This window comes from Geobacter sp. SVR, from assembly GCF_016865365.1.
GTDB lineage: Bacteria > Desulfobacterota > Desulfuromonadia > Geobacterales > Pseudopelobacteraceae > Pelotalea.
On the sequence record NZ_AP024469.1, the window covers coordinates 735,001 to 755,631 of the forward strand.

The window sequence follows — 20,631 nt, forward strand, 5'->3', positions numbered from 1 at the left end:
AATAGCTCACTGGTCGAGTGGGTCTGCGCGGAAAATGTAACGGGGCTAAGCGTAGTACCGAAGCTACGGGTTGGCGTCTTAAGACGCCAGCGGTAGAGGAACATTGTGTAAGCCTGTGAAGGTCGACCGTGAGGACGGCTGGAGGTATCACAAGAGATTATGCTGACATGAGTAGCGAAAATGCGGGTGAGAAACCCGCACACCGTAAACCCAAGGTTTCCTCCGTAAAGGTAATCTGCGGAGGGTTAGTCGGTCCCTAAGGCGAGGCCGAAAGGCGTAGTTGATGGGAAACAGGTTAATATTCCTGTACCACCTGTTGTTGCGATGGGGGGACGGAGAAGGGTAGGCGATCCGGGCGCTGGTTGTCCCGGTTCAAGCGTGTAGGCGGGAGAGGCAGGCAAATCCACCTTTCCATTAACGCTGAGACGTGATGACGAGAGCGTATGCTCACAAAGTCGTTGATCCCATGCTTCCAAGAAAAGCCTCTAAGCTTCAGACAGCAGGTGACCGTACCGTAAACCGACTCAGGTGGGTGAGGAGAAAATCCTAAGGTGATTGAGAGAACACTGGTTAAGGAACTCGGCAAAATGACACCGTAACTTCGGGATAAGGTGTGCCCTCATTAGGTGTAGCGATTCGCACGTGAAGCCGAAGAGGGTCGCAGAGAAATGGCGGTAGCGACTGTTTACTAAAAACACAGGACTCTGCTAAGTCGTAAGACGATGTATAGGGTCTGACGCCTGCCCGGTGCTGGAAGGTTAAGGGGATTTGTTAGCGCAAGCGAAGCTTTGAACCGAAGCCCCAGTAAACGGCGGCCGTAACTATAACGGTCCTAAGGTAGCGAAATTCCTTGTCGGGTAAGTTCCGACCTGCACGAATGGCGTAACGATTTCCGCGCTGTCTCAACCAGTGGCTCAGCGAAATTGAATTCTCGGTGAAGATGCCGAGTACCCGCGGTAAGACGGAAAGACCCCGTGAACCTTTACTATAGCTTGACAGTGACATTCGGAATAGCTTGTGTAGGATAGGTGGGAGACTATGAAGCTGGCACGCTAGTGTCGGTGGAGTCGTCCTTGAAATACCACCCTGGTTGTTTTGGATGTCTAACCTGGGCCCGTAATCCGGGTCGGGGACACTGTCTGGTGGGTAGTTTGACTGGGGCGGTCGCCTCCCAAAGAGTAACGGAGGCGCGCGAAGGTTCCCTCAGCCCGATTGGAAACCGGGCGTAGAGTGCAATGGCATAAGGGAGCTTGACTGCGAGACCCACAAGTCGAGCAGGTACGAAAGTAGGTCATAGTGATCCGGCGGTTCTGTATGGAAGGGCCGTCGCTCAACGGATAAAAGGTACTCCGGGGATAACAGGCTGATCTCCCCCAAGAGTTCACATCGACGGGGAGGTTTGGCACCTCGATGTCGGCTCATCGCATCCTGGGGCTGAAGTAGGTCCCAAGGGTTTGGCTGTTCGCCAATTAAAGCGGTACGCGAGCTGGGTTTAAAACGTCGTGAGACAGTTTGGTCCCTATCTACCGTGGGCGCAGGATACTTGAGAAGAGCTGTCCTTAGTACGAGAGGACCGGGATGGACGTACCGCTAGTGTTCCAGTTGTGCCGCCAGGCGCAGTCGCTGGGTAGCTATGTACGGAAAGGATAACCGCTGAAAGCATCTAAGCGGGAAGCCTCCTTCAAGATTAGGTATCCCTGGGTGTAACAACCCCTGAAGGCCCGTTGTAGACCACAACGTTGATAGGCTGGGTGTGTAATCACAGCAATGTGTTTAGCTGACCAGTACTAATCGGCCGTGAGGCTTGACCATAAAAATGAAATACGGCTCGGGGGAAGGTCTCCTTCCCCCAGGCCGGATATATCCACCAGATATACAGCCTGAACAAACACCACGAATGCAATTGATAACGATTTGTAGAGACGTTTGCCCAAATGTCTTTACTGCCGATTTCTCGGTGGCTATGCCGAGGGGGCCACACCCGTTCCCATCCCGAACACGGAAGTTAAGTCCCTCAGGGCCGATGATACTGCACGGGCAGCTGTGTGGGAAAGTAGGTCGCCGCCGGGAATAAATAGAGAAGCCCCCATCAGATCAGAACTGATGGGGGCTTTTTGTGTTTAAAGCCGCATATCTGACACAAGCAGGCGGTTTTTCATGGAGCACGGCAAGTCGGCCCTGATCCCGGCGTCCAATCGGATGCGGCCATGGTGCCACTCCTGTCCCTTCTGCCATCAGAAACGGGTGGTCGAATCCGGTGAATGATCTTGCCGCCGCCGTTTCCCATCAATAATCTGTTTTTCCCCTCTTCAGACTCACCCGCCGAAAACAGTCGTGATCTGCGCCCACAGCCGTATAATCGTGATAGTAGCTCCCCAAACCTACAAGCACAGAGAGGGACAGGCACGTTGCCTGTCCCTCTCTGCATTCAACGCCCGCTCTTCCTGGTAAGGGACGAGGCGGCTCGATGTGGTGATTTCAGGATTTTTCGGCGGCAAGGCGGGCGACGCTGACGATCACTGTCCGATCACGTCTGTCTGAAATCTTCCTGAAATATTTGAGAAGGTTTTTTTCCTCAGGGGCAGCGTACGGTGCTTGGGGTTCCGCAACGGCGGATACGGAAACCGAAGCAAAAAAAGAGGCCACCGGCAGACCCAGGAGATCGGCAATAACCTGGATGTTCTCTACATTGAGCTTGTTTGAGCCGTTCTCGTAGCGCTGCACCTGCTGATAGGAGACGTTGAGCATTTCGCCCAGGCGCTCCTGGGAAAGTCCCAGTTCCTGCCTGCGACGCTTGATCGTTTCACCGATCTCGCTGCTGGTGATGATTCTCTTTTTCATGGCAGTACTATACCAGAGATGTTTTCTCTGCAACTACCACACAAAAAGTGTTTAAATTCGTTGACTAAAACCACGTAAAAAGTGTATACACGCCACGTGAGGCATGTCTACAACGAGGCCGAAGGAGAGGCTTCATGACGGTTCCGAGTGTGTTTCGTTCATTTACATAATGAGGAGATACGGATGAAGTTCAAGCGCTATCGCAACTGGAGCATTTTCACCAAAACAATCAGTATCGCGCTGGTGTCCGCGCTGTTGCTGATACTGGCAGCAACCCTGCTGATACCCTTCACCCGCGACCTGATAATGAAGGAAAAACAGCATGCCCTGGCAATGTACCTCCAACAGGCGACGAGCCTGCTGGGCTCCTTTCAGAAGCAGGTCGAAGCCGGCAGCCTGACCGTGGACGAGGCCAAGAGGCAGGCTGCCGAACGTCTTGCCGCCATTCGGTACGACGGCGCGAATTACCTGTGGATACAGGATCTTGAAAGCAGGATGGTCATGCACCCCATCAAGCCGGAGCTCAATGGCAGGGACATGAGCCAGGAAAAGGACGTCAACGGCACTTATTTTTTCGTGAAGATGACCACAGTTTGCAAAGACAAGGGCAAGGGGTTCGTTCTGTACCAGTGGCCAAAGCCAGGAAATGCCACGCCGGTTCCCAAGCTCTCCTGTGTGGAACTCTTCCGTCCCTGGGGCTGGATTGTGGGAACCGGCATCTATATCGACGATATCAGCAGCCAGATGCACAAGATTCAGATCGGGATGGGCGCCGCATTATGCATCATGTTGGTGCTGACCATGCTGCTGACATATTTCATATCGCGCAGCATAACGGTTCCGGTCATCAGTTTGGCCGGTCAGGCAAAAAAGGTGGCCAATGGAGAGCTGAACATCGAAATATCCTCGTGTTCGGGAGACGAAATCGGGCAGTTGACCTGCTCCTTCAAAACCATGATCGAAAACTTGCGCACGATCATCGGCCACGTATCGGACACCTCCAGCCAAGTGGCTACAGCAGCCACCCAATTGAAGTCCACGGCCGGACGGATCGCCGCGGGCGCCGAGGAAATCGCCGCTCAGGCCGGCACCGTGGCCACTGCCAGCGAAGAGATGTCGGCCACATCGGGCGACATTGCCCGGAATTGCCAGATGGCCGCCGAAAGTGCCAAGAGTTCTTCCCAATCGGCTTGTAATGGTGTTGAGGTTGTCGAGAGAACAGTAGTGGTCATGGGGCAGATCGCCGACAAGGTGCAGGAATCGGCAAAAACGGTTGAAAGCTTGGGAGCCCGCAGCGACCAGATCGGGGAAATTATTGGAACCATCGAAGATATCGCCGATCAGACAAACCTGCTTGCGCTGAATGCCGCCATCGAAGCGGCCCGCGCCGGAGAGCAGGGCAGGGGCTTTGCCGTTGTTGCCGACGAGGTGCGCGCACTGGCGGAGCGCACGACAAGAGCCACCCGCGAGATCGGCGAAATGATCAAGACCATTCAGCAGGAAACCAGGGGGGCCGTGGCAGCCATGGAACAGGGGGTTCGTCAGGTGGAAAATGGCACCGCCGAGGCAGCCCGGTCCGGCGAAGCGTTGCAGGGCATCCTGACGCAGGTCAACGCAGCAGCCATGCAGGTCAGCCAGATTGCCACGGCAGCGGAGGAACAGACTGCCACGACAATGGAAATATCCGGGAACATATACCAGATCAATACAATCGTAGGCGATACCGCCGGCTGCGCCCACGAGGCGGCCACCGTTGCCAGCCAGCTCAACGGCAATGCCGAGGAGTTGCAACGGCTGGTGCGACAGTTCAAGTTATCGTAGGAAGGATACCTTGACAGATGCATTGCCCTGATGCAATAATTTCCCCCCTTTTTTGTCGAACCATATTCAAAGGAATCCGATCATGGCATTGATCCTCTTGGTGGATGATTCGAGCTTTGCCCGCAATCTCACCGGCAAGATACTCAAGAAGGCCGGGCACGAGCTGATGGAGGCGGAGGACGGGATAGCGGGGCTGAAAGCCCTGACGACGCGCACTCCCGACTGTATCATCGCAGACATGCTCATGCCGGGGATGGACGGCCAGAAGCTTCTGCTGGCACTGCGCAACGCCAATAACCGGATACCAGTCATCATCCTGACCGCCGATGTTCAGGAGAAGACCCGCAACGACTGCCTGGAACTGGGCGCCCGTGATGTGCTGCACAAGCCGCCCCGCCCGGAAACCCTCCTGGCTACCGTAGAGAATGTTCTGGCGAAGGGGGCGTAATGTGAACACAACATCCCCCGAACTGAAGGATGCGCTCCGCGAGATCATCAACATCGGCGTTGGCAAGGCTGCCGGGATGCTCAACGGGCTGCTCAACAACCACATCACCCTTGATGTTCCGCGCGTGGATATCATTCCATTCAGGGACATAGACCGCGAATTGGGCGTCGTGCGGTCAACCAGCGTATCGGCGGTCAGGCTCAGGTTCAGGGGTCCTATCACCGGCGTCTCTTCCCTGGTCTTTCCCCCTGATAGCGCCGCCAAGCTCGTTGATGTTCTCGTTGGAGAGGAGTCCTTTTCCGACGACCTGGATGCCATCAAGATCGGCACACTCAGCGAGGTGGGCAACATCATCCTCAATGCCGTCATGGCCGCATTCGGCAACATTCTGGAGACGCGCCTTACCTATTCCATCCCCTCCTATGTGGAGGGGAGCGTCTCTTCCGTGTTGCATATGGACTTGGAGGAAGACGCCCCGGTGCTCTCCGCCACCACCCGGTTCATCGTGGAAAGCGACCGCATCGAGGGGGAGATCATCCTGTTGTTCGAGATCGGGTCCTTCGACATACTCAAACGCGCCATCAATGCAGCCATGGAACCTGTACTCAAGCTATGAACGGCCACGCGAAAATCGACGATTGCTTCATCATACTCGATAATCTCCCCCTGGGGGCGATTGTGCTGAGCCGCGATTTCACTGTGATCTGCTGGAATGCGCTGCTGGAGGAGTGGACCGGCATCCAGCGGGGAGAGATCGTGGGAAAAACCATCACCGACTATTATCCGCATCTGGCGGACAGCCGTTATACCGACCGCATCATCCCCCTGTTCGACGGCGGACCGTCTGTTGTCTTCTCTTCCCAGCTGCACCGCAGGTTCATCCCCACGTCATTTCCCAATGCCAGGGAGCGCATCCAGCATACCACGGTGACCCCGCTGTTCCTTGGAGGGGAGCTCCATGCCCTTGTGTCCATCCAGGATGTGACCGACCTGACCAGGCTCGCCCAGAATTCCCGAACCCTGCACACCCAGGCGCTGCGGGAGATCGAGGAGCGGAAAAAGGCCGAGGTTCAGCTCAGGCTCGCGGCATCGGTGTTTGCCAGCACCAGCGAAGGCATCTTCGTGACCGACGCCAACGGGGTGATTATCTCGGTCAACCCGGCCTTTGAACAAATCACCGGTTACAGCGCGGCCGAGGCGGTGGGCAACACTCCGCGCATCCTCAAATCCGGGAAGCACGACCAAGCCTTCTACGCCCATATTTGGAACAGCATCCTCAAGGAAGGCCTGTGGACAGGGGAGATCTGGGAACGGCGTAAAAGCGGTGAGATCTATCCCCAGGACATGACCATCAGCGCCATCAGGGACGAGAACGGCTTTATCCGCAAATTCGCCGCCATTTTCAGCGACATTACCGAACGGAAGAAGATGGAGGAAGAACTCCGCTACCTCTCCATGCGCGACGGACTGACCGGTCTTTTCAACCGCCGCACCTTCGACGAGGAGTTGGAAAACGAGTGGCGCCGGGCACTGCGGGCACCGGCCCCCTTTTCCCTCATCATCCTGGACATCGACTATTTCAAGGATTACAACGATACCTACGGCCACCAGGAAGGTGACCGCTGCCTCGGAGCCGTTGCCAACGTAGTCAATTGTGCGGTGCGCCGACCCGGAGACCTTACGGCGCGGTATGGCGGCGAGGAATTCGTGGTGCTGCTGCCCATGACCACCTCCGCCGATGCGGCCATCATTGCCGAGGGGATCCGGAGGGACGTGGAGGCGCTGTCTATCGGACACAGGACATCAAAGGTGAGTGGGGTGGTGACGGCGAGTTTCGGTGTCGGAACCGTCATCCCCACGCGGGACCGCTCGTTTACCGAACTTATCAGGGTGGCCGATCATGCCCTGTATGTCGCCAAGTCAAAGGGAAGGAACCGGATCATGTGCCATAAGGCGTAAGATGTGACCGCGGCAACGACTACCCTGCTGCGTGCAGTGCTGCAACTCCCCGGCGTGCTCCTGAAACCCTGCCGTTAAATACTGTTTAATCGTCACCACACTTCTGATATACTTCTCAGCATGCTTGCCGATTCCTTCTATTCTCTTCTGATCTATGGAGCTGTCACGGTAGCCCTCATCGGCGGCCTGCTGATGGCTGCCTGGTGGCTGGGTGCCAAACGCCGGTCGGCAGCCAAGGGAAGTCCGTTCGAGTCGGGTGTATTTCCCAGCGGTTCGGCGCGTCTGGCTTGGCCAGTCCCTTTTTACCTGGTTGCGATCTTCTTCATCATCTTCGACGTCGAGACGGCCTTTATTTTCACCTGGGCCGTTGCCTGGGATCTTCTGGGACCGGTTGGCCTGATGCAGATAACTGTCTTTATTGTTTTGCTGACTGCTGGTCTGGTCTGGCTCTGGCTCAAAGGGGGACTCGACTGGGGACCGGCAAAAAGCAGTGATCAGGGATCAGGGACCGGGGACCGGGAAACCCGAAAGGCTTTTGGTTCTCCCTGAAAAGACTGCAACGTGTGTTCTCCATGTCTCTGTGTCTCCCTGTCATGCTACGGGTTTTTCCGGTCCCTGATCCCGGTCCCTGAAAGGCAGCCCAATGCCGGAACATCTTGAAAACAACATTATCCTCACCCGCCTGGATGACCTGATCAACTGGGGACGCTCCAATTCCCTCTGGCCGATGTTCTTCGGACTTTCCTGTTGCTTTGTCGAAATGATGACCTCCTTTACGTCTCGGCACGATATTTCCCGTTTCGGTGCCGAAGTGCTCAGGGGCACGCCGCGCGAGGCCGATCTGATGGTGATTGCCGGCACCGTCTTCACCAAGATGGCCCCCTCCATCCTGCACCTCTACGAACAGATGGCTGAGCCGCGCTGGGTGATTTCCATGGGCAGCTGCGCCAATTCCGGCGGCATGTACGATGTCTACAGCGTGGTCCAGGGGGTCAACCAGATTCTTCCGGTGGACGTGTATGTCCCCGGCTGCCCGCCGCGCCCGGAGGCCTTTCTTCAGGGGCTGATGCTGCTGCAGGAGAAGATCCGCAAGGAGGAACGTCCTGCCCGACCGGTGTTGCACATGCGTGGTGGCAATCAAGGGACCACGGTGCCGGTCCTCGTGCCCGGGGAGAGCAAGTTCAACGATCCCCGTGGGCCAGGCATGGAAGCGATCCCGGTCCGGGGTACGTCGGTCAGACACCCACATTTCTGGCTGCCTCGCTCCGACGAAATGTGGCGTCCGCCTGCTGCCCGGCATGAGTATTCGGACTTCGGACTGCCTCAGGAGGTGAGCGAGCTGTTTGGAACCGACGTTAGCGTTGATCCTGCGGCCACTGACATGCTCACCCTGCGCACCCGTCCTGACTTGGTTCCCCAGGTGCTGCAGCATCTCAAGAATCGTTCCGGTGCCCGTTTTCAACGTCTGGAAGACATTGCCGCCGTCGATGATTCGTGCAGACGCGACAGATCGCAATACCGAGACTTTACCGTCAACTATCACCTGCTTTCCTTTGACCAGCCTGGATATGTCCGCATCAAGACTGAACTTGAAGGCGATTCACCGGAACTGCCCAGTATCACCTCCCTGTTTCCAGCCGCCTCATGGTACGAGCGTGAAGTCTATGACATGTTCGGCATTCGTTTCAACGGTCACCGCAACCTGCGCAGAATCCTGATGCCCCATGACTGGCAGGGGCATCCTCTGCGCAAGTCGCATCCTTTCCGTGCCACCGAAATGCCCCCGTACACCGTGGAGGATGCCCGGCGTCACAAAGCGTTGCCTGCCAGCGACTTCTTCGAGCGCGTGTCCGAGGGGGAGCTGATATTGAACCTGGGACCGCAACATCCCGGTACTCACGGTGTTCTGCGCTGTATTCTCAAGCTGGATGGTGAGCAGATTACGGATGTCGATTTCGATATCGGCTTCCATCATCGCGGGGCCGAGAAAATCGCCGAACGCCAGCATTGGAACCAGTTCATACCCTACACCGATCGCATCGACTATCTGGCCGGGGTGCAGAATAATCTGGCGTATGTCAACTCGGTCGAACGTCTGTGCGGTATTCAGATTCCCGATCGGGCCGTATTCATTCGCATCATGCTGGCCGAGCTGTTCCGGATCGCCAATCATCTGGTCTGGCTGGGCACATTTGCCGCCGATGTGGGCGCCATGACGCCGGTTTTTTACACTTTTACCGATCGGGAGATGATTTTCGATATCGTGGAGATGATCACCGGCGGCAGGATGCATCCGGCCTGGTTCCGTATCGGCGGAGTGGCCGAGGATCTGCCCGAGGGGTGGCAAACGCCGGTCCAGGCTTTCCTGGCCTGGATGCCCGGGCGCCTCAAGGAGTACGAACAGCTTGTCAATGGCAACCCGATTTTCAGAAAACGACTGGAGGGAGTTGGGGCCATTTCATGCGAAGAAGCCAAGGAATGGGGGCTTTCCGGACCGAACCTGCGGGCATGCGGTATGGATTGGGATCTCCGCAAGAAGATGCCCTATGCCGGCTATGAACGGTTCCAGTTCGATGTGGCAGTGGCAGAGGGGGGGGATTCTTGGGCCCGTTATCTGGTGCGGATGGAAGAGATACGCCAGTCCTTGCGCATTGTGGAACAGGCCCTGCGCGGCATGCCAGGAGGCCGCTGGATAACGGATGATTACCGTTATGTTCTGCCTCAGAAGCCGGACACCCTGAAGGACATCGAGTCCTTGATCCACCATTTTGTCAACAGCACTCGCGGTATGGCCCCGCCGAGGGGAGAAAACTATAGCGCCATCGAGGCCCCCAAAGGGGAAAACGGTTATTTCGCCGTGTCTGACGGCCTGAATATCCCATACCGCCTGCGCATTCGCACCCCCAGCTTTCCTCATATCCAGGCCCTGCCGACGATGAGCCGTGGCTGGCTGGTGGCCGACTTCCTGGCTATCCTGGGCTCGGTCGATTTTGTACTGGCGGACCTGGACAGATAAGGAAGCGGACCATTGAGCTGAAGCCGCAACACCCGCTTGGCATGTCTGGCGCATGTTCCCATGCAGCCGCATACAAGCCTTCAACGTCGCTTCTTACCTTTATGATTATTATCCCAGGCAGGCTTCTGATACCTCTCCGATCGAATTCTTGACTCATTACAGGCCCCTGCGATACTCGGCTCACTAGGCCAGCCGCGTTCCGTGATTTCCCGGATGTTATCGCAGATATGTCGCGCACCTTTTTTGTACGCTGCAGCTGTTCGGGCTCATTTCCGTTTTACAACAGCAGGGGCATGGTCTACTATAGAAAAATTTATCGCAAAAGGTGACTCAGAGTGGACAAACTCATTATCAAGGGCGGCAACAAACTGAAAGGGGATGTGCAGGTCAGCGGCTCCAAGAATGCAGCCCTGCCCATTTTCGTTTCAACCATATTGGCCCCGGGCAAGAACGAGATCCGAAACGTACCGTTCCTGCGCGACATAAATACGACCATCAAGGTGCTGGAGAGCTTGGGGGCGCAGGTCGTGGGGAACGGCCATATCGTTACGATTGATACCGCCGGCATCAACAGCTGTGAAGCTACCTACGAGTTGGTCAAAACCATGCGCGCCTCGGTACTGGTGCTCGGCCCCCTGCTGGCACGCTTCGGCAAGGCCCGCGTCTCGCTTCCTGGCGGCTGTGCCATTGGAGCCCGGCCGATCAATCTCCACCTCAAGGGGCTCCAGGCTCTGGGGGCCGAAATAAACCTAGAGCACGGATATGTCGAGGCCAAGGCCAAGCGGCTCAAGGGTGCGCGGATCAATTTCGACATTTCCACGGTCGGAGGTACGGAACATCTGATGATGGCGGCAGCCACGGCCAAGGGTGAAACCATCCTGGAAAACGCTGCCCGGGAGCCGGAAATCGTCGATCTGGCGCAGATCCTCAACCAGATGGGAGCCAGGATCGAAGGAGCCGGAACCGATACCGTGAGAATTCAGGGGGTGACGGAACTTTTCCCGACCACCTATTCGGTCATGCCGGACCGGATCGAGGCCGGCACCTTCATGATAGCTGCCGCCATTACCGGCGGCGATATCAGGATCAGCGGTATGAAACCCGAACACCTCGATGCACTGGTGTTCAAGCTGCAGGATGCCGGCGTCGAGATCACCAGCCGGGACAACGTGGTGCGGGTCAAAGCACCCAAGAAGCTCAAGAGCGTCAACATCAAGACCAGGCCCTATCCCGGATTCCCGACCGACATGCAGGCCCAGTTCATGGCTCTGATGTGCCTGGCCGAGGGAGCCAGCGTCATTTCCGAGAATATCTTCGAGAACCGTTACATGCACGTCTCCGAGTTGCTGCGGTTTGGTGCGGATATTGTGATAGAGGGCAATTCAGCCACGGTCAAGGGGGTCAAAAAACTCTCCGGAGCGCCGGTAATGGCGACCGATCTGCGCGCCTCAGCTTCGCTGATCCTGGCAGGCCTGGCAGCCGCCGAAACCACCGAGATCTCGCGCATCTACCACTTGGACCGCGGGTACGAGTCGATCGAGAAAAAGTTGGCCGCCTTGGGTGCGGATATCGTAAGAGTAAAGGAGTGAGGAAACAGGGACCAGGGATTGGGGACCAGGTGTCGGCAACGTCAAAAGATCGTGCCGCTCCCGGTTCCCAGTTTCCGGTCCCCGATCCCTGAATATGAACGACTGGATTACCATTGCCATTCCCAAGGGACGCATTCTGGAGGAATCGGTCGAGCTGTTCGGCAACATCGGCATCGATTGCCGCGAGCTGCTCTCCGACTCCCGCAAGCTGATCTTCGAGAACCCGGCCCAGAAGATGCGTTACATGATCGTCAGGGCCACTGATGTGCCCACGTATGTGGAGTTCGGCAGCGCCGATCTGGGCATCGTCGGCAAGGACACCCTGATGGAGCAGGGCAAGGATGTCTATGAACCGCTGGACCTGAAATTCGGCTACTGCCGCATGATGGTGGCGGAACCTGCCAACCTTGCCAAGAATGACGATCCCTCGGGCTGGTCCCATATCCGTATAGCCACCAAATATCCCCATGTGGCAGAGAGTTACTTTGCTGCCAAGGGTATCCAGGTGGAGGTCATCAAGCTGTACGGCTCCATCGAGCTTGCGCCGCTGGTGGGGCTGTCCGAGCGGATCGTGGATCTGGTCTCCACCGGCGAAACCCTGAAACAGAACGGCTTGGTGGAGGTGGAAACAATCGCGGAAATCACCACACGGCTGATCGTCAACAAAGCCAGTCTCAAGACCAAACACACGCGCATTACCGAAATCATCCAGGGCCTGGAGCGGATCCTGCAATAATCCTGAAAAGGTGAATCCATGCTGTTCCTCGATATAGCCGATAGTAATTTCGATGCCCAATTTGCCGCAATCCTGGCGCGTAGCGAGGAGACCGGTCGCGAGGTTGAACAAGTCGTCCTGGACATTATTGCTGATGTACGTCGGCGTGGTGACGCGGCGGTGATGGACTTGACGAAACGCTTCGACAGACTCGAGGCGACTTCCCTGGCTGAGCTGGAAGTGAGTGAAACGGAGATCGAGGCTGCTTTCAGTCAGGTCGGAGAAAAGGACATCGCCGCCCTGCAGTTGGCGGTGGAGCGGGTGGCTAGGTTCCACGAAAAGCAGAAACAGCAGACCTGGCTTTCCACGGAAGAGCCGGATGTCATGCTGGGGCAGAAGGTGACCCCCCTGGCTCGGGTGGGGATCTATGTGCCGGGTGGCAAGGCCAGCTATCCCAGCAGCGTGATCATGAACGCCGTACCGGCCCGGGTGGCAGGGGTGGGCGAGATCATCATGGTTGCGCCGACGCCGGGGGGGGAGATCAACCCACACGTGTTGGTGGCTGCCAGGCTTTCCGGTGTGAACCGCATTTTCCGCATTGGCGGCGCTCAGGCTGTGGCGGCGCTGGCCTACGGCACCGAGACCATTCCGCGGGTGGACAAGATTACCGGACCGGGCAACATCTATGTGGCAACCGCCAAGAAGTTGGTCTTCGGCCAGGTCGGCATCGATATGATCGCCGGACCGAGCGAGATCCTGGTCATCAGCGACGGCAGCGGCACGCCGGCCCACATTGCTGCCGACCTTCTGTCCCAGGCCGAGCACGACGAGCTGGCCTCTTCTATTCTGATCACCACTGACCGTGCATTCGGCGAGCGGGTCGCTGCCGAAGTGGAACTCCAGCTGGCGGCGTTATCGCGGGAGACGATCGCCCGTGCATCGTGGGAACGCTACGGTGCGATCATTATTGCCGGTTCGCTGGACGAGGCCATCGCCTTCTCCAACCGCATCGCCCCGGAGCACCTGGAGCTGGCGGTGAGCGACCCCTTTGCGATCCTGCCGCAGATCACCAATGCCGGCGCCATTTTCATGGGGCACTGGACACCGGAAGCAGCCGGCGACTATCTGGCCGGTCCCAACCACACCCTGCCGACCGGCGGCACGGCGCGCTTTTTCTCGCCGCTCTCCGTGGATGATTTCGTCAAGAAATCTTCGATCGTCTACTTCTCGGAAAGCGGGCTCAAACGTCTGGGCGAAAAGATCGTCCGCATCGCCGGCCTGGAGGGGCTGGAGGCGCACGGGAAGTCGGTCAGCATCAGAACGGGGGATTTTACCTGATGATTACACTGCGCCCCACTATCGCCGCCATGAACGGCTACGTCCCCGGTTACCAGCCCCCTGACATCGCCTCATGGATTAAGCTGAACACCAACGAGAATCCTTATCCGCCGTCCCCCAGGGTGATAGAGGCGATCAGGGAGGAGCTCGGCAGTGACGGCGCCAGTCTGCGCACCTATCCCTGCGCCTCCAGCCAGAAGCTGCGCGAGACCGCCGGGGCCCTCTATGGTTTCGACCCCTCCTGGATCATCATGGCCAACGGTTCCGACGAGGTGCTCAACAACCTGATCCGTGCCTGTGCAGCGGAAGGGCAGGAGGTGGGGTACGTGCATCCCTCCTACTCGTATTATTCGACCCTTTCCGAAATCCAGGGTGCCGTGGTCCGTACCTATGGCCTGACCGGTGATTTTCGCATCCAGGACTTCCCGGAGCGTTACAGCGGAAGGATCTTCTTTCTGACCACTCCAAACTCTCCGCTCGGTTTCGCCTTTCCGATAGATTACATCGAGCATCTGGCACGGAGCTGCAGTGGCCTTCTGGTGGTAGACGAGGCCTATGCCGATTTCGCAGGGACCAACGCCCTGGAGCTGGTAAAACGGTACGACAACGTGGTCGTGACCCGAACGCTCTCCAAAAGTTATGCCCTGGCAGGCATGCGCATCGGGTTGGCCATTGCCCGCCCCGAGATCATTGCTGCACTGGACAAGATCCGCGACCACTACAACCTGGATCGTCTTGCCCAGGCTGCCTGTCTGGCGGCACTGCAGGATCAGGAATACTTTCGCGATGCCTGCCGTCGGATAATCGAAACAAGGGAATGGTTCACAACTGAACTGCGCGGAATCGGCTACGAGGTCATTCCCTCCCAGGGTAACTTCGTGTTTGCCGCCCCCCCTGACCGGAACGGTAAGCGGGTCTACGACGGTCTTTACACCAGGAAAATACTGGTACGCCTGCTCTCCGACTCTTTGCTGGCCCATGGCTTGCGCATTTCGATCGGGACACGGGAGGAGATGGAGCTTACTTTGGCAGCCATGGCTGAGATCGGATAACAGGAGGAAAGCATGTCACGAACAGTATCTCTGGAGCGTTGCACCCAGGAAACCAGGATCAAACTCTCGCTTGAGATCGATGGTACCGGTCAGGGCCGCATCTGCACCTCGGTTCCCTTCCTTGACCACATGCTCAATCTGTTTGCGCGGCATGGGCTTTTCGATCTGTCGGTGGAGGCCTGTGGGGATATCGATATCGACTTCCATCATACGGTGGAGGATATCGGCATCGTATTGGGAGATGCATTCAAGCAGGCGCTGGGGGATAAGAAAGGTATCCGGCGCTATGGGCAGGCCACGGTTCCAATGGACGAAACCCTGGCCAGTGTGGCAGTGGACATTTCCGGCAGACCCTACTTGGTCTACCACGCGACGCTGCCGAAGGTGAAGATTGGCGATTTCGACGTGGAGCTGGCCCGCGAGTTCTTCCAGGCCTTTGCCAATAATTGCGGGCTCAATCTGCATATCAATGTAATATACGGTGATAATGTACACCATATTCTGGAGGCCTGTTTCAAGGCCTTTGCCCGCGCAATGGACATGGCCACCCAGCAGGATGCAAGGGTGCAGGGGGTCATGTCCACCAAGGGAGTACTGTAGCGCAGGTTCTGCCGTCACGCCTGCAGTGGAGAAAAAAAAAGAGCGACCTTTTGCGGGCCGCTCTTTTTAATTCCAGTACCGTCGTCTTTCAGATTTCTTTCAGCAGTTCCTTTGCCTTCTTTGTCTCTTCGCTCTTGGGGTACATCTCGGTCAACTTTTTAAGGACATACCTTACGCTTTTTGCGTCGTTAATGGCACGGAAGGCCATGGCCTGCTTGAGCATGGCTGCCGGTACTTTTTCCTTGTTCGGAGAACCTTTGATGACTTCCTGGAAGGCAAGAATAGCGGCTTCGTAATTCTTCTCGCTGTAGTAGGTTTCACCGATCCAGTAATTGGCGTTCGAGGCCAGGTCGTGTTGGGGGTGTTGCTCGAGGAACTTCTGGAAGAGCTCCCGCGCCCCTGCCATGTCACCACTCTTGAAGGTATCCAGCCCCTTGAGGTACAGCGCATCGGGCGAGGTGGCAGCTTCCTTGGACGTTGGTTGCTCGGCCAGTCTTTTGGCAATGTCGTCCAGGGTTTTTTGGAGCTTGAGGGTGCGGTCCTCCAACTGGATTATGCGTTTATCCACATCTTCGCGGTAACGGCTGAATTCCTCTGTCGGTTTCTTAAGGGCTTGCGTGGCATCGTCCACTTTGCCGCTCAGGGCCTGGATATCCCCTTTGGTGCCGTCGATGGTGGCCTGAATATCCGCAGCTATTCTGCGAACAGCGGCCACATCACTCTTGAAGGTCTTCTCAATCGAACCGAGCCCGGTTTTGGATTCATCACGAACCCCCCCCAGGTCTTTTTCCACTGAAAAAAGGCGGGTCTTGACCGCATCCATGTCGTTTCTCACGGCATCCAGTGCACCCTGACTGGCGCATCCGGATAAGGCGCCCAAAACAAGAGACAGCGCGGCGACACGGACGGTAATTCTCATAGGAATATCTCCCTTGGCTGAGATGAATGGTATTTATATAGCATGGAGCGCCGGTCGATACAAGACCGGGAAGAACTGCGGGCAAGGGGAGCTGTCTGATGAAGGGCGCTGTGTGCCCGGCTGGCTACCGATAAACAAAACGGTTGACAAATAAGGCGATTTCCATTAACAATTTTCCGTTTTGCATTCGATTGGAAGACCGCCTTACGGCTACCATATAAAGGGAGGAATCGACACAATGGAACAGTATGCAGTCTACTTTGCCTTGGCTTGTGCCGCAGCGGCCGTAGCCTATGGTCTGATCTCCGCACAATGGATTCTGGGGCTGCCCCAGGGCAACGAGCGGATGAAGCAGATCGCCGCAGCGATCCAGGAAGGGGCCGGCGCCTACATGAAGCGTCAGTACACCATCATTGCCGTGGTCGGTGTGGTCATGTTCGTAGCCCTGTTTGCCACGCTGGGTGTAAAAACCGCCATCGGCTTCGCTATTGGCGCGATCTTTTCTGGTCTGACCGGTTTCATCGGCATGTTCGTATCCGTCCGTGCCAATGTGCGCACCACCGAGGCTGCTAAAAGCGGCATCGTCAAGGCACTCGATGTCGCCTTCAAAGGTGGCGCCATCACCGGCATGCTGGTGGTCGGTCTGGGGCTTCTGGGCGTGGCCGGGTACTACATGGTGCTGCAGAAACTGATGCCGGACGCTCCGGTCAAGGAAGTGGTCAGCCAGTTGGTCGGTCTCGGCTTCGGCGGTTCGCTGATCTCCATCTTCGCCCGTCTGGGTGGCGGTATCTTTACCAAGGGCGCCGATGTCGGCGCCGACCTGGTGGGCAAGGTCGAGGCCGGCATACCCGAGGATGACCCTCGTAACCCGGCCGTAATCGCGGACAACGTGGGCGACAACGTCGGCGACTGCGCCGGTATGGCTGCCGACTTGTTCGAAACCTACGCAGTAACCCTGATCGCCGCCATGCTGCTGGGTGCGATGGCCTTCAACAACTTTGCCGGAGCAGTCAGCTATCCGCTGATCCTGGGTGGCATCTCGATCGTTGCCTCCATCATCGGCACCTTCTTCGTCAAGCTGGGGGGCAGCCAGAAAATCATGCCTGCTCTCTATAAAGGTCTGATCGCCTCCGGCGTTCTGGCCTGTATCGCCTTCTGGTTTGTTACCGCCCAGATGTTCCCGGTTGGCAACCCGACCGGTTATTCGGCCACCAATATCTTCATCTCGGCCATCGTCGGCCTGGTAGTAACCGGCGCCATCTTCTGGATCACCGAGTATTACACCGCCACCGAATACGGCCCGGTCAAGCACATTGCCCAGGCCTCCACCACTGGCCACGGCACCAACGTCATTGCCGGTCTGGGCGTGTCCATGAAGGCCACCGCGGCTCCGGTCATCGTCATTGCTGCCGGCATCATCGTCGCTTTCCAGTGCGCCGGTGTCTACGGCATTGCCATCGCCGCCGTCTCGATGCTCTCCCTCACTGGTATTGTCGTTGCCATGGACGCCTATGGCCCGATCACCGACAACGCCGGCGGCATCGCCGAGATGTCCGAACTGGATGACTCGGTCCGTGCCGTTACTGATCCGCTCGACGCGGTCGGCAATACCACCAAGGCCGTCACCAAGGGCTATGCCATTGGCTCGGCTGGTCTGGCCGCCGTGATCCTGTTCACCTCCTACGTCGACGAGCTGAAGATGGCCGGAAAAGCGATCACCTTCGATCTTTCCGATCCCTACATCATCGTCGGCCTCTTCATCGGCGGCATGCTGCCCTATTACTTTGCCGCCATGTGCATGGAAGCGGTCGGTACTGCCGGCGGCGCCGTTGTCGTCGAAGTTCGCCGTCAGTTCCGCGAGATCAAGGGCATCATGGAAGGTACCGGCAAGCCGGACTACGCCTCCTGTGTAGATATCGTCACCAAGACAGCCCTCAAAGAAATGGTCATCCCCGGCCTGATCCCGATCCTGGCCCCGGTCATCGTCGGTTTTACCCTCGGCCCCAAGGCGCTGGGCGGCGTAATCGTCGGCACCATTGTTACCGGCATTTTCGTGGCTATCTCCATGACCACCGGCGGCGGCGCCTGGGACAATGCCAAGAAGTACATAGAGGACGGTCATCATGGCGGCAAGGGGGGCGAAGCACATAAGGCCGCCGTTACCGGCGACACCGTGGGTGACCCCTACAAGGATACTGCCGGCCCTGCTGTCAACCCGATGATCAAGATCATCAACATCGTATCGCTTCTGATCGTGCCGCTTTTGGCAAAAATGATGTAAAAGGTATCTCCGGTCTTCCGGAATATGGATAAAGAAAAACGGCCCGAGTGATCGGGCCGTTTTTTTAGGTGAGTGGAAAAGACGTAGAATTAAATGATGCCTTGGCTGTGAGATCAGATTACTTTTTCTGTTTGAGTGGCGTTTGCTGCTTCCAGTAAATACCCAGCACGTCGCGTTCTTCGGCGCTCAGCGCGGCGCCCCGTTTTTCCATCTCCCGTTCGATTCTCATCATATCCTTGCGCGCATGCAGGGCTGTATCGATCACTGCTGCGCTGTGACAGCGGGTGCATTTACTGGCAATGATACCCTGAGCTGCAGAGAAGTCGCCCCCTTTTACACTGCCCAGGTCAGTGCCGGCCGGAGGCGGCTCCACTGCCGGCAGAGTGGTTGCAGAAGCGATGGATACGATGGTCAACAGCGTTGCAAACTGCTTGTTCATTGGGTAACTCCCGCAGGTAAAGACTGACGGCCGAGCCGGCAGGGGTATCGGGCCACTATTCCCGAACGTAAATGTTCTGGTCGGTTTCATGCACCATGGTCATGACATGGGCATATTCCGATTCGATCATATCGTAGTGCGCCTGTGTCTCCTTGACCACCCGCTCGAAAATGCCCCTGACCATCGGATCGACTACACCCTGGGCCATCTGGGTGTAATGCCCGACGCATTCCCTTTCTTCGATCATTGCCAACTCCAGTGCCCGCTTCTCGATTATCTCCCCATCGATTGCCTTGATCAGCTTTATGTAAGTGGGATTCATTTCGTCGGGGGGCGAATTGATGAAACTGGTGATGTCGCCGAACTCCTGGCCCTGATAATGCGAGAAAAAGGCCTTGATATGGCCGATCTCTTCATTGGCAAGCAAATCGAATACTTTTTTGGCACGTTCATTGGTGGTGAGTGAGGCAGCTTTGCGATAGAAATCCATGCTGTCCTTTTCGGCTTGAATAGCGAGCTTCAATGCTTCCTGGACGGTGTATTCCTTCCCCATGTTCCCTCCCCGTACATAGATTAAAGTGTTCTCTAAATTATAATCTTAAAAAACAAATCTTCAATACAAAATGCGCACGGGGGTGTAACGGCATCTCAAGGGTGGCTTTCCAATAGGTGGTTTATCACCACTCCGGCCATGGTCAGGCCGAAGATGGAAGGGATGTAGGAGATCGTACCCAGGATCACCCGACGGTGTTCGCAACGGAAGACTTGGTCTTCGCGATTAGGGCAGATGCAGTCGGCACCGCAGGCGCTGGAGCTGGCGGGATCGAGTTCGCGGTGTTCCTCGGTGGAATAGACCACCTGCACTCCGCCGGCAATACCGGCCTGGCGCAGTATCTTGCGCATGCTACGGGCCATGCGGCAGTTGTGGGTGGCAGAAATATCGGCCACGTGGATCTTGGTCGGGTCGAGCTTGTTGGCGGCCCCCATGCTGGAGATGACCGGGATGTCCCGACGGATGCATGTGGTGATCAGGGCACTTTTGGCGGTGAAATGATCAATGGCATCCAACACGTAGTCCGGCCGCGGTGCAAGCAACTCTTCGGCATTTTCCGCAGAGAAGAACGCCTTGACCGGCATGATATCAGCTTTGGGATTGATGTCGGCCAGACGCCGGGCCATGACCTCGACCTTGGGCTGGCCGACGGTGCTGGTGAGGGCATGCAGCTGGCGGTTGATGTTGGTCAGGCAGACGTCGTCGAAGTCGACCAGGGTGATGTGCCCGACGCCGGCCCGTCCCAGGGCCTCAGCGGCATAACTACCCACGCCGCCGACACCGCAGATCATCACCCGCTTGTCGCGAAGAATATCAAGGCCGCTACGGCCGATCAGCAGCTCGCTGCGCGAGAAACGATGCAAGCTCATGGTGCTATCTCCTGTGGTACTGATATTCGATAAATGGTAGCTGGGAATAATACGGAGAAACGACAAGGCGGAACATATCAAAGTCTGAAAGGGAACGCTGCAAGGCCGGGCGAATCCGAACGTGGATCTGCCAAAACAGCGTGCCGGTTACTCCGTTTCTGGCATCAGATGCTACTTCACGATCCTGTCAG

General features: G+C 57.0%; 17 protein-coding genes and 2 rRNA genes (1 of these 19 only partly in view). 14 read left to right on the top strand and 5 right to left on the bottom strand.

The window, feature by feature from the left end; all coding sequences use genetic code 11:
* Both GSVR_RS03490 and rrf read left to right on the top strand, forming a co-directional pair.
* A 23S ribosomal RNA gene (locus GSVR_RS03490) occupies positions 1–1,812 on the top strand; it begins 1,141 nt to the left of the window's first position.
* A gap of 141 nt (positions 1,813–1,953) precedes the next feature.
* Positions 1,954–2,070 (top strand): 5S ribosomal RNA (rrf, locus tag GSVR_RS03495).
* Positions 2,071–2,478: 408 nt separating this feature from the next.
* Here rrf and GSVR_RS03500 read toward each other — a convergent pair.
* Positions 2,479–2,841, bottom strand: coding sequence for a helix-turn-helix domain-containing protein (locus GSVR_RS03500; protein ID WP_173202104.1), 363 nt, complete (start codon positions 2,839–2,841; stop codon positions 2,479–2,481).
* Between the two features lie 183 nt (positions 2,842–3,024).
* On the opposite strand from GSVR_RS03500, the gene GSVR_RS03505 reads away from it, so the two are divergent.
* The 11 genes from GSVR_RS03505 to hisB all read left to right on the top strand — a co-directional run bounded on the left by GSVR_RS03505 (position 3,025) and on the right by hisB (position 15,379).
* Positions 3,025–4,662, top strand: a complete 1,638-nt coding sequence (locus GSVR_RS03505; RefSeq protein WP_173202103.1) for a methyl-accepting chemotaxis protein — start codon at positions 3,025–3,027, stop codon at positions 4,660–4,662.
* A gap of 82 nt (positions 4,663–4,744) precedes the next feature.
* The gene (locus GSVR_RS03510) at positions 4,745–5,110 is read left to right on the top strand and encodes a response regulator (protein WP_173202102.1); all 366 of its coding nucleotides are present in this window, start codon (positions 4,745–4,747) and stop codon (positions 5,108–5,110) included.
* 1 nt (position 5,111) lies between these two features.
* A complete protein-coding gene (locus tag GSVR_RS03515) occupies positions 5,112–5,726 on the top strand; it encodes a chemotaxis protein CheX (protein WP_173202101.1) in 615 nt (204 codons plus the stop codon).
* Positions 5,723–7,069 (top strand): diguanylate cyclase, encoded by a 1,347-nt coding sequence (locus tag GSVR_RS03520; protein ID WP_173202100.1) that lies wholly within the window; start codon positions 5,723–5,725, stop codon positions 7,067–7,069. Before GSVR_RS03515 ends, GSVR_RS03520 begins: the two co-directional genes overlap by 4 nt.
* Before the next feature lie 120 nt (positions 7,070–7,189).
* Entirely contained in the window at positions 7,190–7,618 is a 429-nt protein-coding gene (locus tag GSVR_RS03525; protein WP_173202099.1) for an NADH-quinone oxidoreductase subunit A, read from the top strand.
* A 94-nt stretch (positions 7,619–7,712) separates the two neighbouring features.
* The gene (locus tag GSVR_RS03530; RefSeq protein ID WP_173202098.1) at positions 7,713–10,085 is read left to right on the top strand and encodes an NADH-quinone oxidoreductase subunit B/C/D; all 2,373 of its coding nucleotides are present in this window, start codon (positions 7,713–7,715) and stop codon (positions 10,083–10,085) included.
* Positions 10,086–10,420: 335 nt separating this feature from the next.
* Positions 10,421–11,674 (top strand): UDP-N-acetylglucosamine 1-carboxyvinyltransferase, encoded by a 1,254-nt coding sequence (gene murA, locus GSVR_RS03535; protein ID WP_173202097.1) that lies wholly within the window; start codon positions 10,421–10,423, stop codon positions 11,672–11,674.
* Between the two features lie 94 nt (positions 11,675–11,768).
* Positions 11,769–12,410, top strand: a complete 642-nt coding sequence (gene hisG, locus GSVR_RS03540) for an ATP phosphoribosyltransferase (RefSeq protein ID WP_173202096.1) — start codon at positions 11,769–11,771, stop codon at positions 12,408–12,410.
* Positions 12,411–12,428: 18 nt separating this feature from the next.
* Positions 12,429–13,727 (top strand): histidinol dehydrogenase, encoded by a 1,299-nt coding sequence (hisD, locus tag GSVR_RS03545; RefSeq protein ID WP_173202095.1) that lies wholly within the window; start codon positions 12,429–12,431, stop codon positions 13,725–13,727.
* On the top strand, positions 13,727–14,779 hold the full coding sequence (gene hisC / locus GSVR_RS03550; RefSeq protein WP_173202094.1) for a histidinol-phosphate transaminase: 1,053 nt from the start codon (positions 13,727–13,729) through the stop codon (positions 14,777–14,779). Before hisD ends, hisC begins: the two co-directional genes overlap by 1 nt.
* A 12-nt stretch (positions 14,780–14,791) precedes the next feature.
* Positions 14,792–15,379: an imidazoleglycerol-phosphate dehydratase HisB gene (hisB, locus tag GSVR_RS03555; protein WP_173202093.1), complete on the top strand. Its 588-nt coding sequence runs from the start codon at positions 14,792–14,794 to the stop codon at positions 15,377–15,379.
* An 88-nt stretch (positions 15,380–15,467) separates the two neighbouring features.
* Here hisB and ybgF read toward each other — a convergent pair whose 3' ends face one another.
* The gene (gene ybgF, locus GSVR_RS03560; protein WP_173202092.1) at positions 15,468–16,298 is read right to left on the bottom strand and encodes a tol-pal system protein YbgF; all 831 of its coding nucleotides are present in this window, start codon (positions 16,296–16,298) and stop codon (positions 15,468–15,470) included.
* Positions 16,299–16,536: 238 nt separating this feature from the next.
* Between ybgF and GSVR_RS03565 the strand changes: the two genes are divergently transcribed.
* The gene (locus GSVR_RS03565) at positions 16,537–18,579 is read left to right on the top strand and encodes a sodium-translocating pyrophosphatase (protein WP_173202091.1); all 2,043 of its coding nucleotides are present in this window, start codon (positions 16,537–16,539) and stop codon (positions 18,577–18,579) included.
* Between the two features lie 118 nt (positions 18,580–18,697).
* Here GSVR_RS03565 and GSVR_RS03570 read toward each other — a convergent pair whose 3' ends face one another.
* The 3 genes from GSVR_RS03570 to GSVR_RS03580 all read right to left on the bottom strand — a co-directional run bounded on the left by GSVR_RS03570 (position 18,698) and on the right by GSVR_RS03580 (position 20,440).
* A complete protein-coding gene (locus GSVR_RS03570) occupies positions 18,698–19,018 on the bottom strand; it encodes a cytochrome C (RefSeq protein WP_173202090.1) in 321 nt (106 codons plus the stop codon).
* Positions 19,019–19,073: 55 nt separating this feature from the next.
* Entirely contained in the window at positions 19,074–19,571 is a 498-nt protein-coding gene (locus tag GSVR_RS03575) for a ferritin family protein (protein WP_173202089.1), read from the bottom strand.
* A 95-nt stretch (positions 19,572–19,666) separates the two neighbouring features.
* On the bottom strand, positions 19,667–20,440 hold the full coding sequence (locus GSVR_RS03580) for a ThiF family adenylyltransferase (RefSeq protein WP_173202088.1): 774 nt from the start codon (positions 20,438–20,440) through the stop codon (positions 19,667–19,669).
* Positions 20,441–20,631 lie beyond the last annotated feature (191 nt).

What these genes read in the sequence shown, in the direction of transcription:
- GSVR_RS03575 (WP_173202089.1), bottom strand. Translation starts at nt 19,571, where the DNA reads ATGGGGAAGGAATACACCGTCCAGGAAGCATTGAAGCTCGCTATTCAA.
- hisG (WP_173202096.1), top strand. Translation starts at nt 11,769, where the DNA reads ATGAACGACTGGATTACCATTGCCATTCCCAAGGGACGCATTCTGGAG.
- GSVR_RS03500 (WP_173202104.1), bottom strand. Translation starts at nt 2,841, where the DNA reads ATGAAAAAGAGAATCATCACCAGCAGCGAGATCGGTGAAACGATCAAG.
- GSVR_RS03510 (WP_173202102.1), top strand. Translation starts at nt 4,745, where the DNA reads ATGGCATTGATCCTCTTGGTGGATGATTCGAGCTTTGCCCGCAATCTC.
- GSVR_RS03580 (WP_173202088.1), bottom strand. Translation starts at nt 20,440, where the DNA reads ATGAGCTTGCATCGTTTCTCGCGCAGCGAGCTGCTGATCGGCCGTAGC.
- GSVR_RS03565 (WP_173202091.1), top strand. Translation starts at nt 16,537, where the DNA reads ATGGAACAGTATGCAGTCTACTTTGCCTTGGCTTGTGCCGCAGCGGCC.
- hisB (WP_173202093.1), top strand. Translation starts at nt 14,792, where the DNA reads ATGTCACGAACAGTATCTCTGGAGCGTTGCACCCAGGAAACCAGGATC.
- hisD (WP_173202095.1), top strand. Translation starts at nt 12,429, where the DNA reads ATGCTGTTCCTCGATATAGCCGATAGTAATTTCGATGCCCAATTTGCC.
- ybgF (WP_173202092.1), bottom strand. Translation starts at nt 16,298, where the DNA reads ATGAGAATTACCGTCCGTGTCGCCGCGCTGTCTCTTGTTTTGGGCGCC.
- GSVR_RS03530 (WP_173202098.1), top strand. Translation starts at nt 7,713, where the DNA reads ATGCCGGAACATCTTGAAAACAACATTATCCTCACCCGCCTGGATGAC.
- GSVR_RS03570 (WP_173202090.1), bottom strand. Translation starts at nt 19,018, where the DNA reads ATGAACAAGCAGTTTGCAACGCTGTTGACCATCGTATCCATCGCTTCT.
- hisC (WP_173202094.1), top strand. Translation starts at nt 13,727, where the DNA reads ATGATTACACTGCGCCCCACTATCGCCGCCATGAACGGCTACGTCCCC.
- GSVR_RS03505 (WP_173202103.1), top strand. Translation starts at nt 3,025, where the DNA reads ATGAAGTTCAAGCGCTATCGCAACTGGAGCATTTTCACCAAAACAATC.
- GSVR_RS03520 (WP_173202100.1), top strand. Translation starts at nt 5,723, where the DNA reads ATGAACGGCCACGCGAAAATCGACGATTGCTTCATCATACTCGATAAT.
- GSVR_RS03525 (WP_173202099.1), top strand. Translation starts at nt 7,190, where the DNA reads ATGCTTGCCGATTCCTTCTATTCTCTTCTGATCTATGGAGCTGTCACG.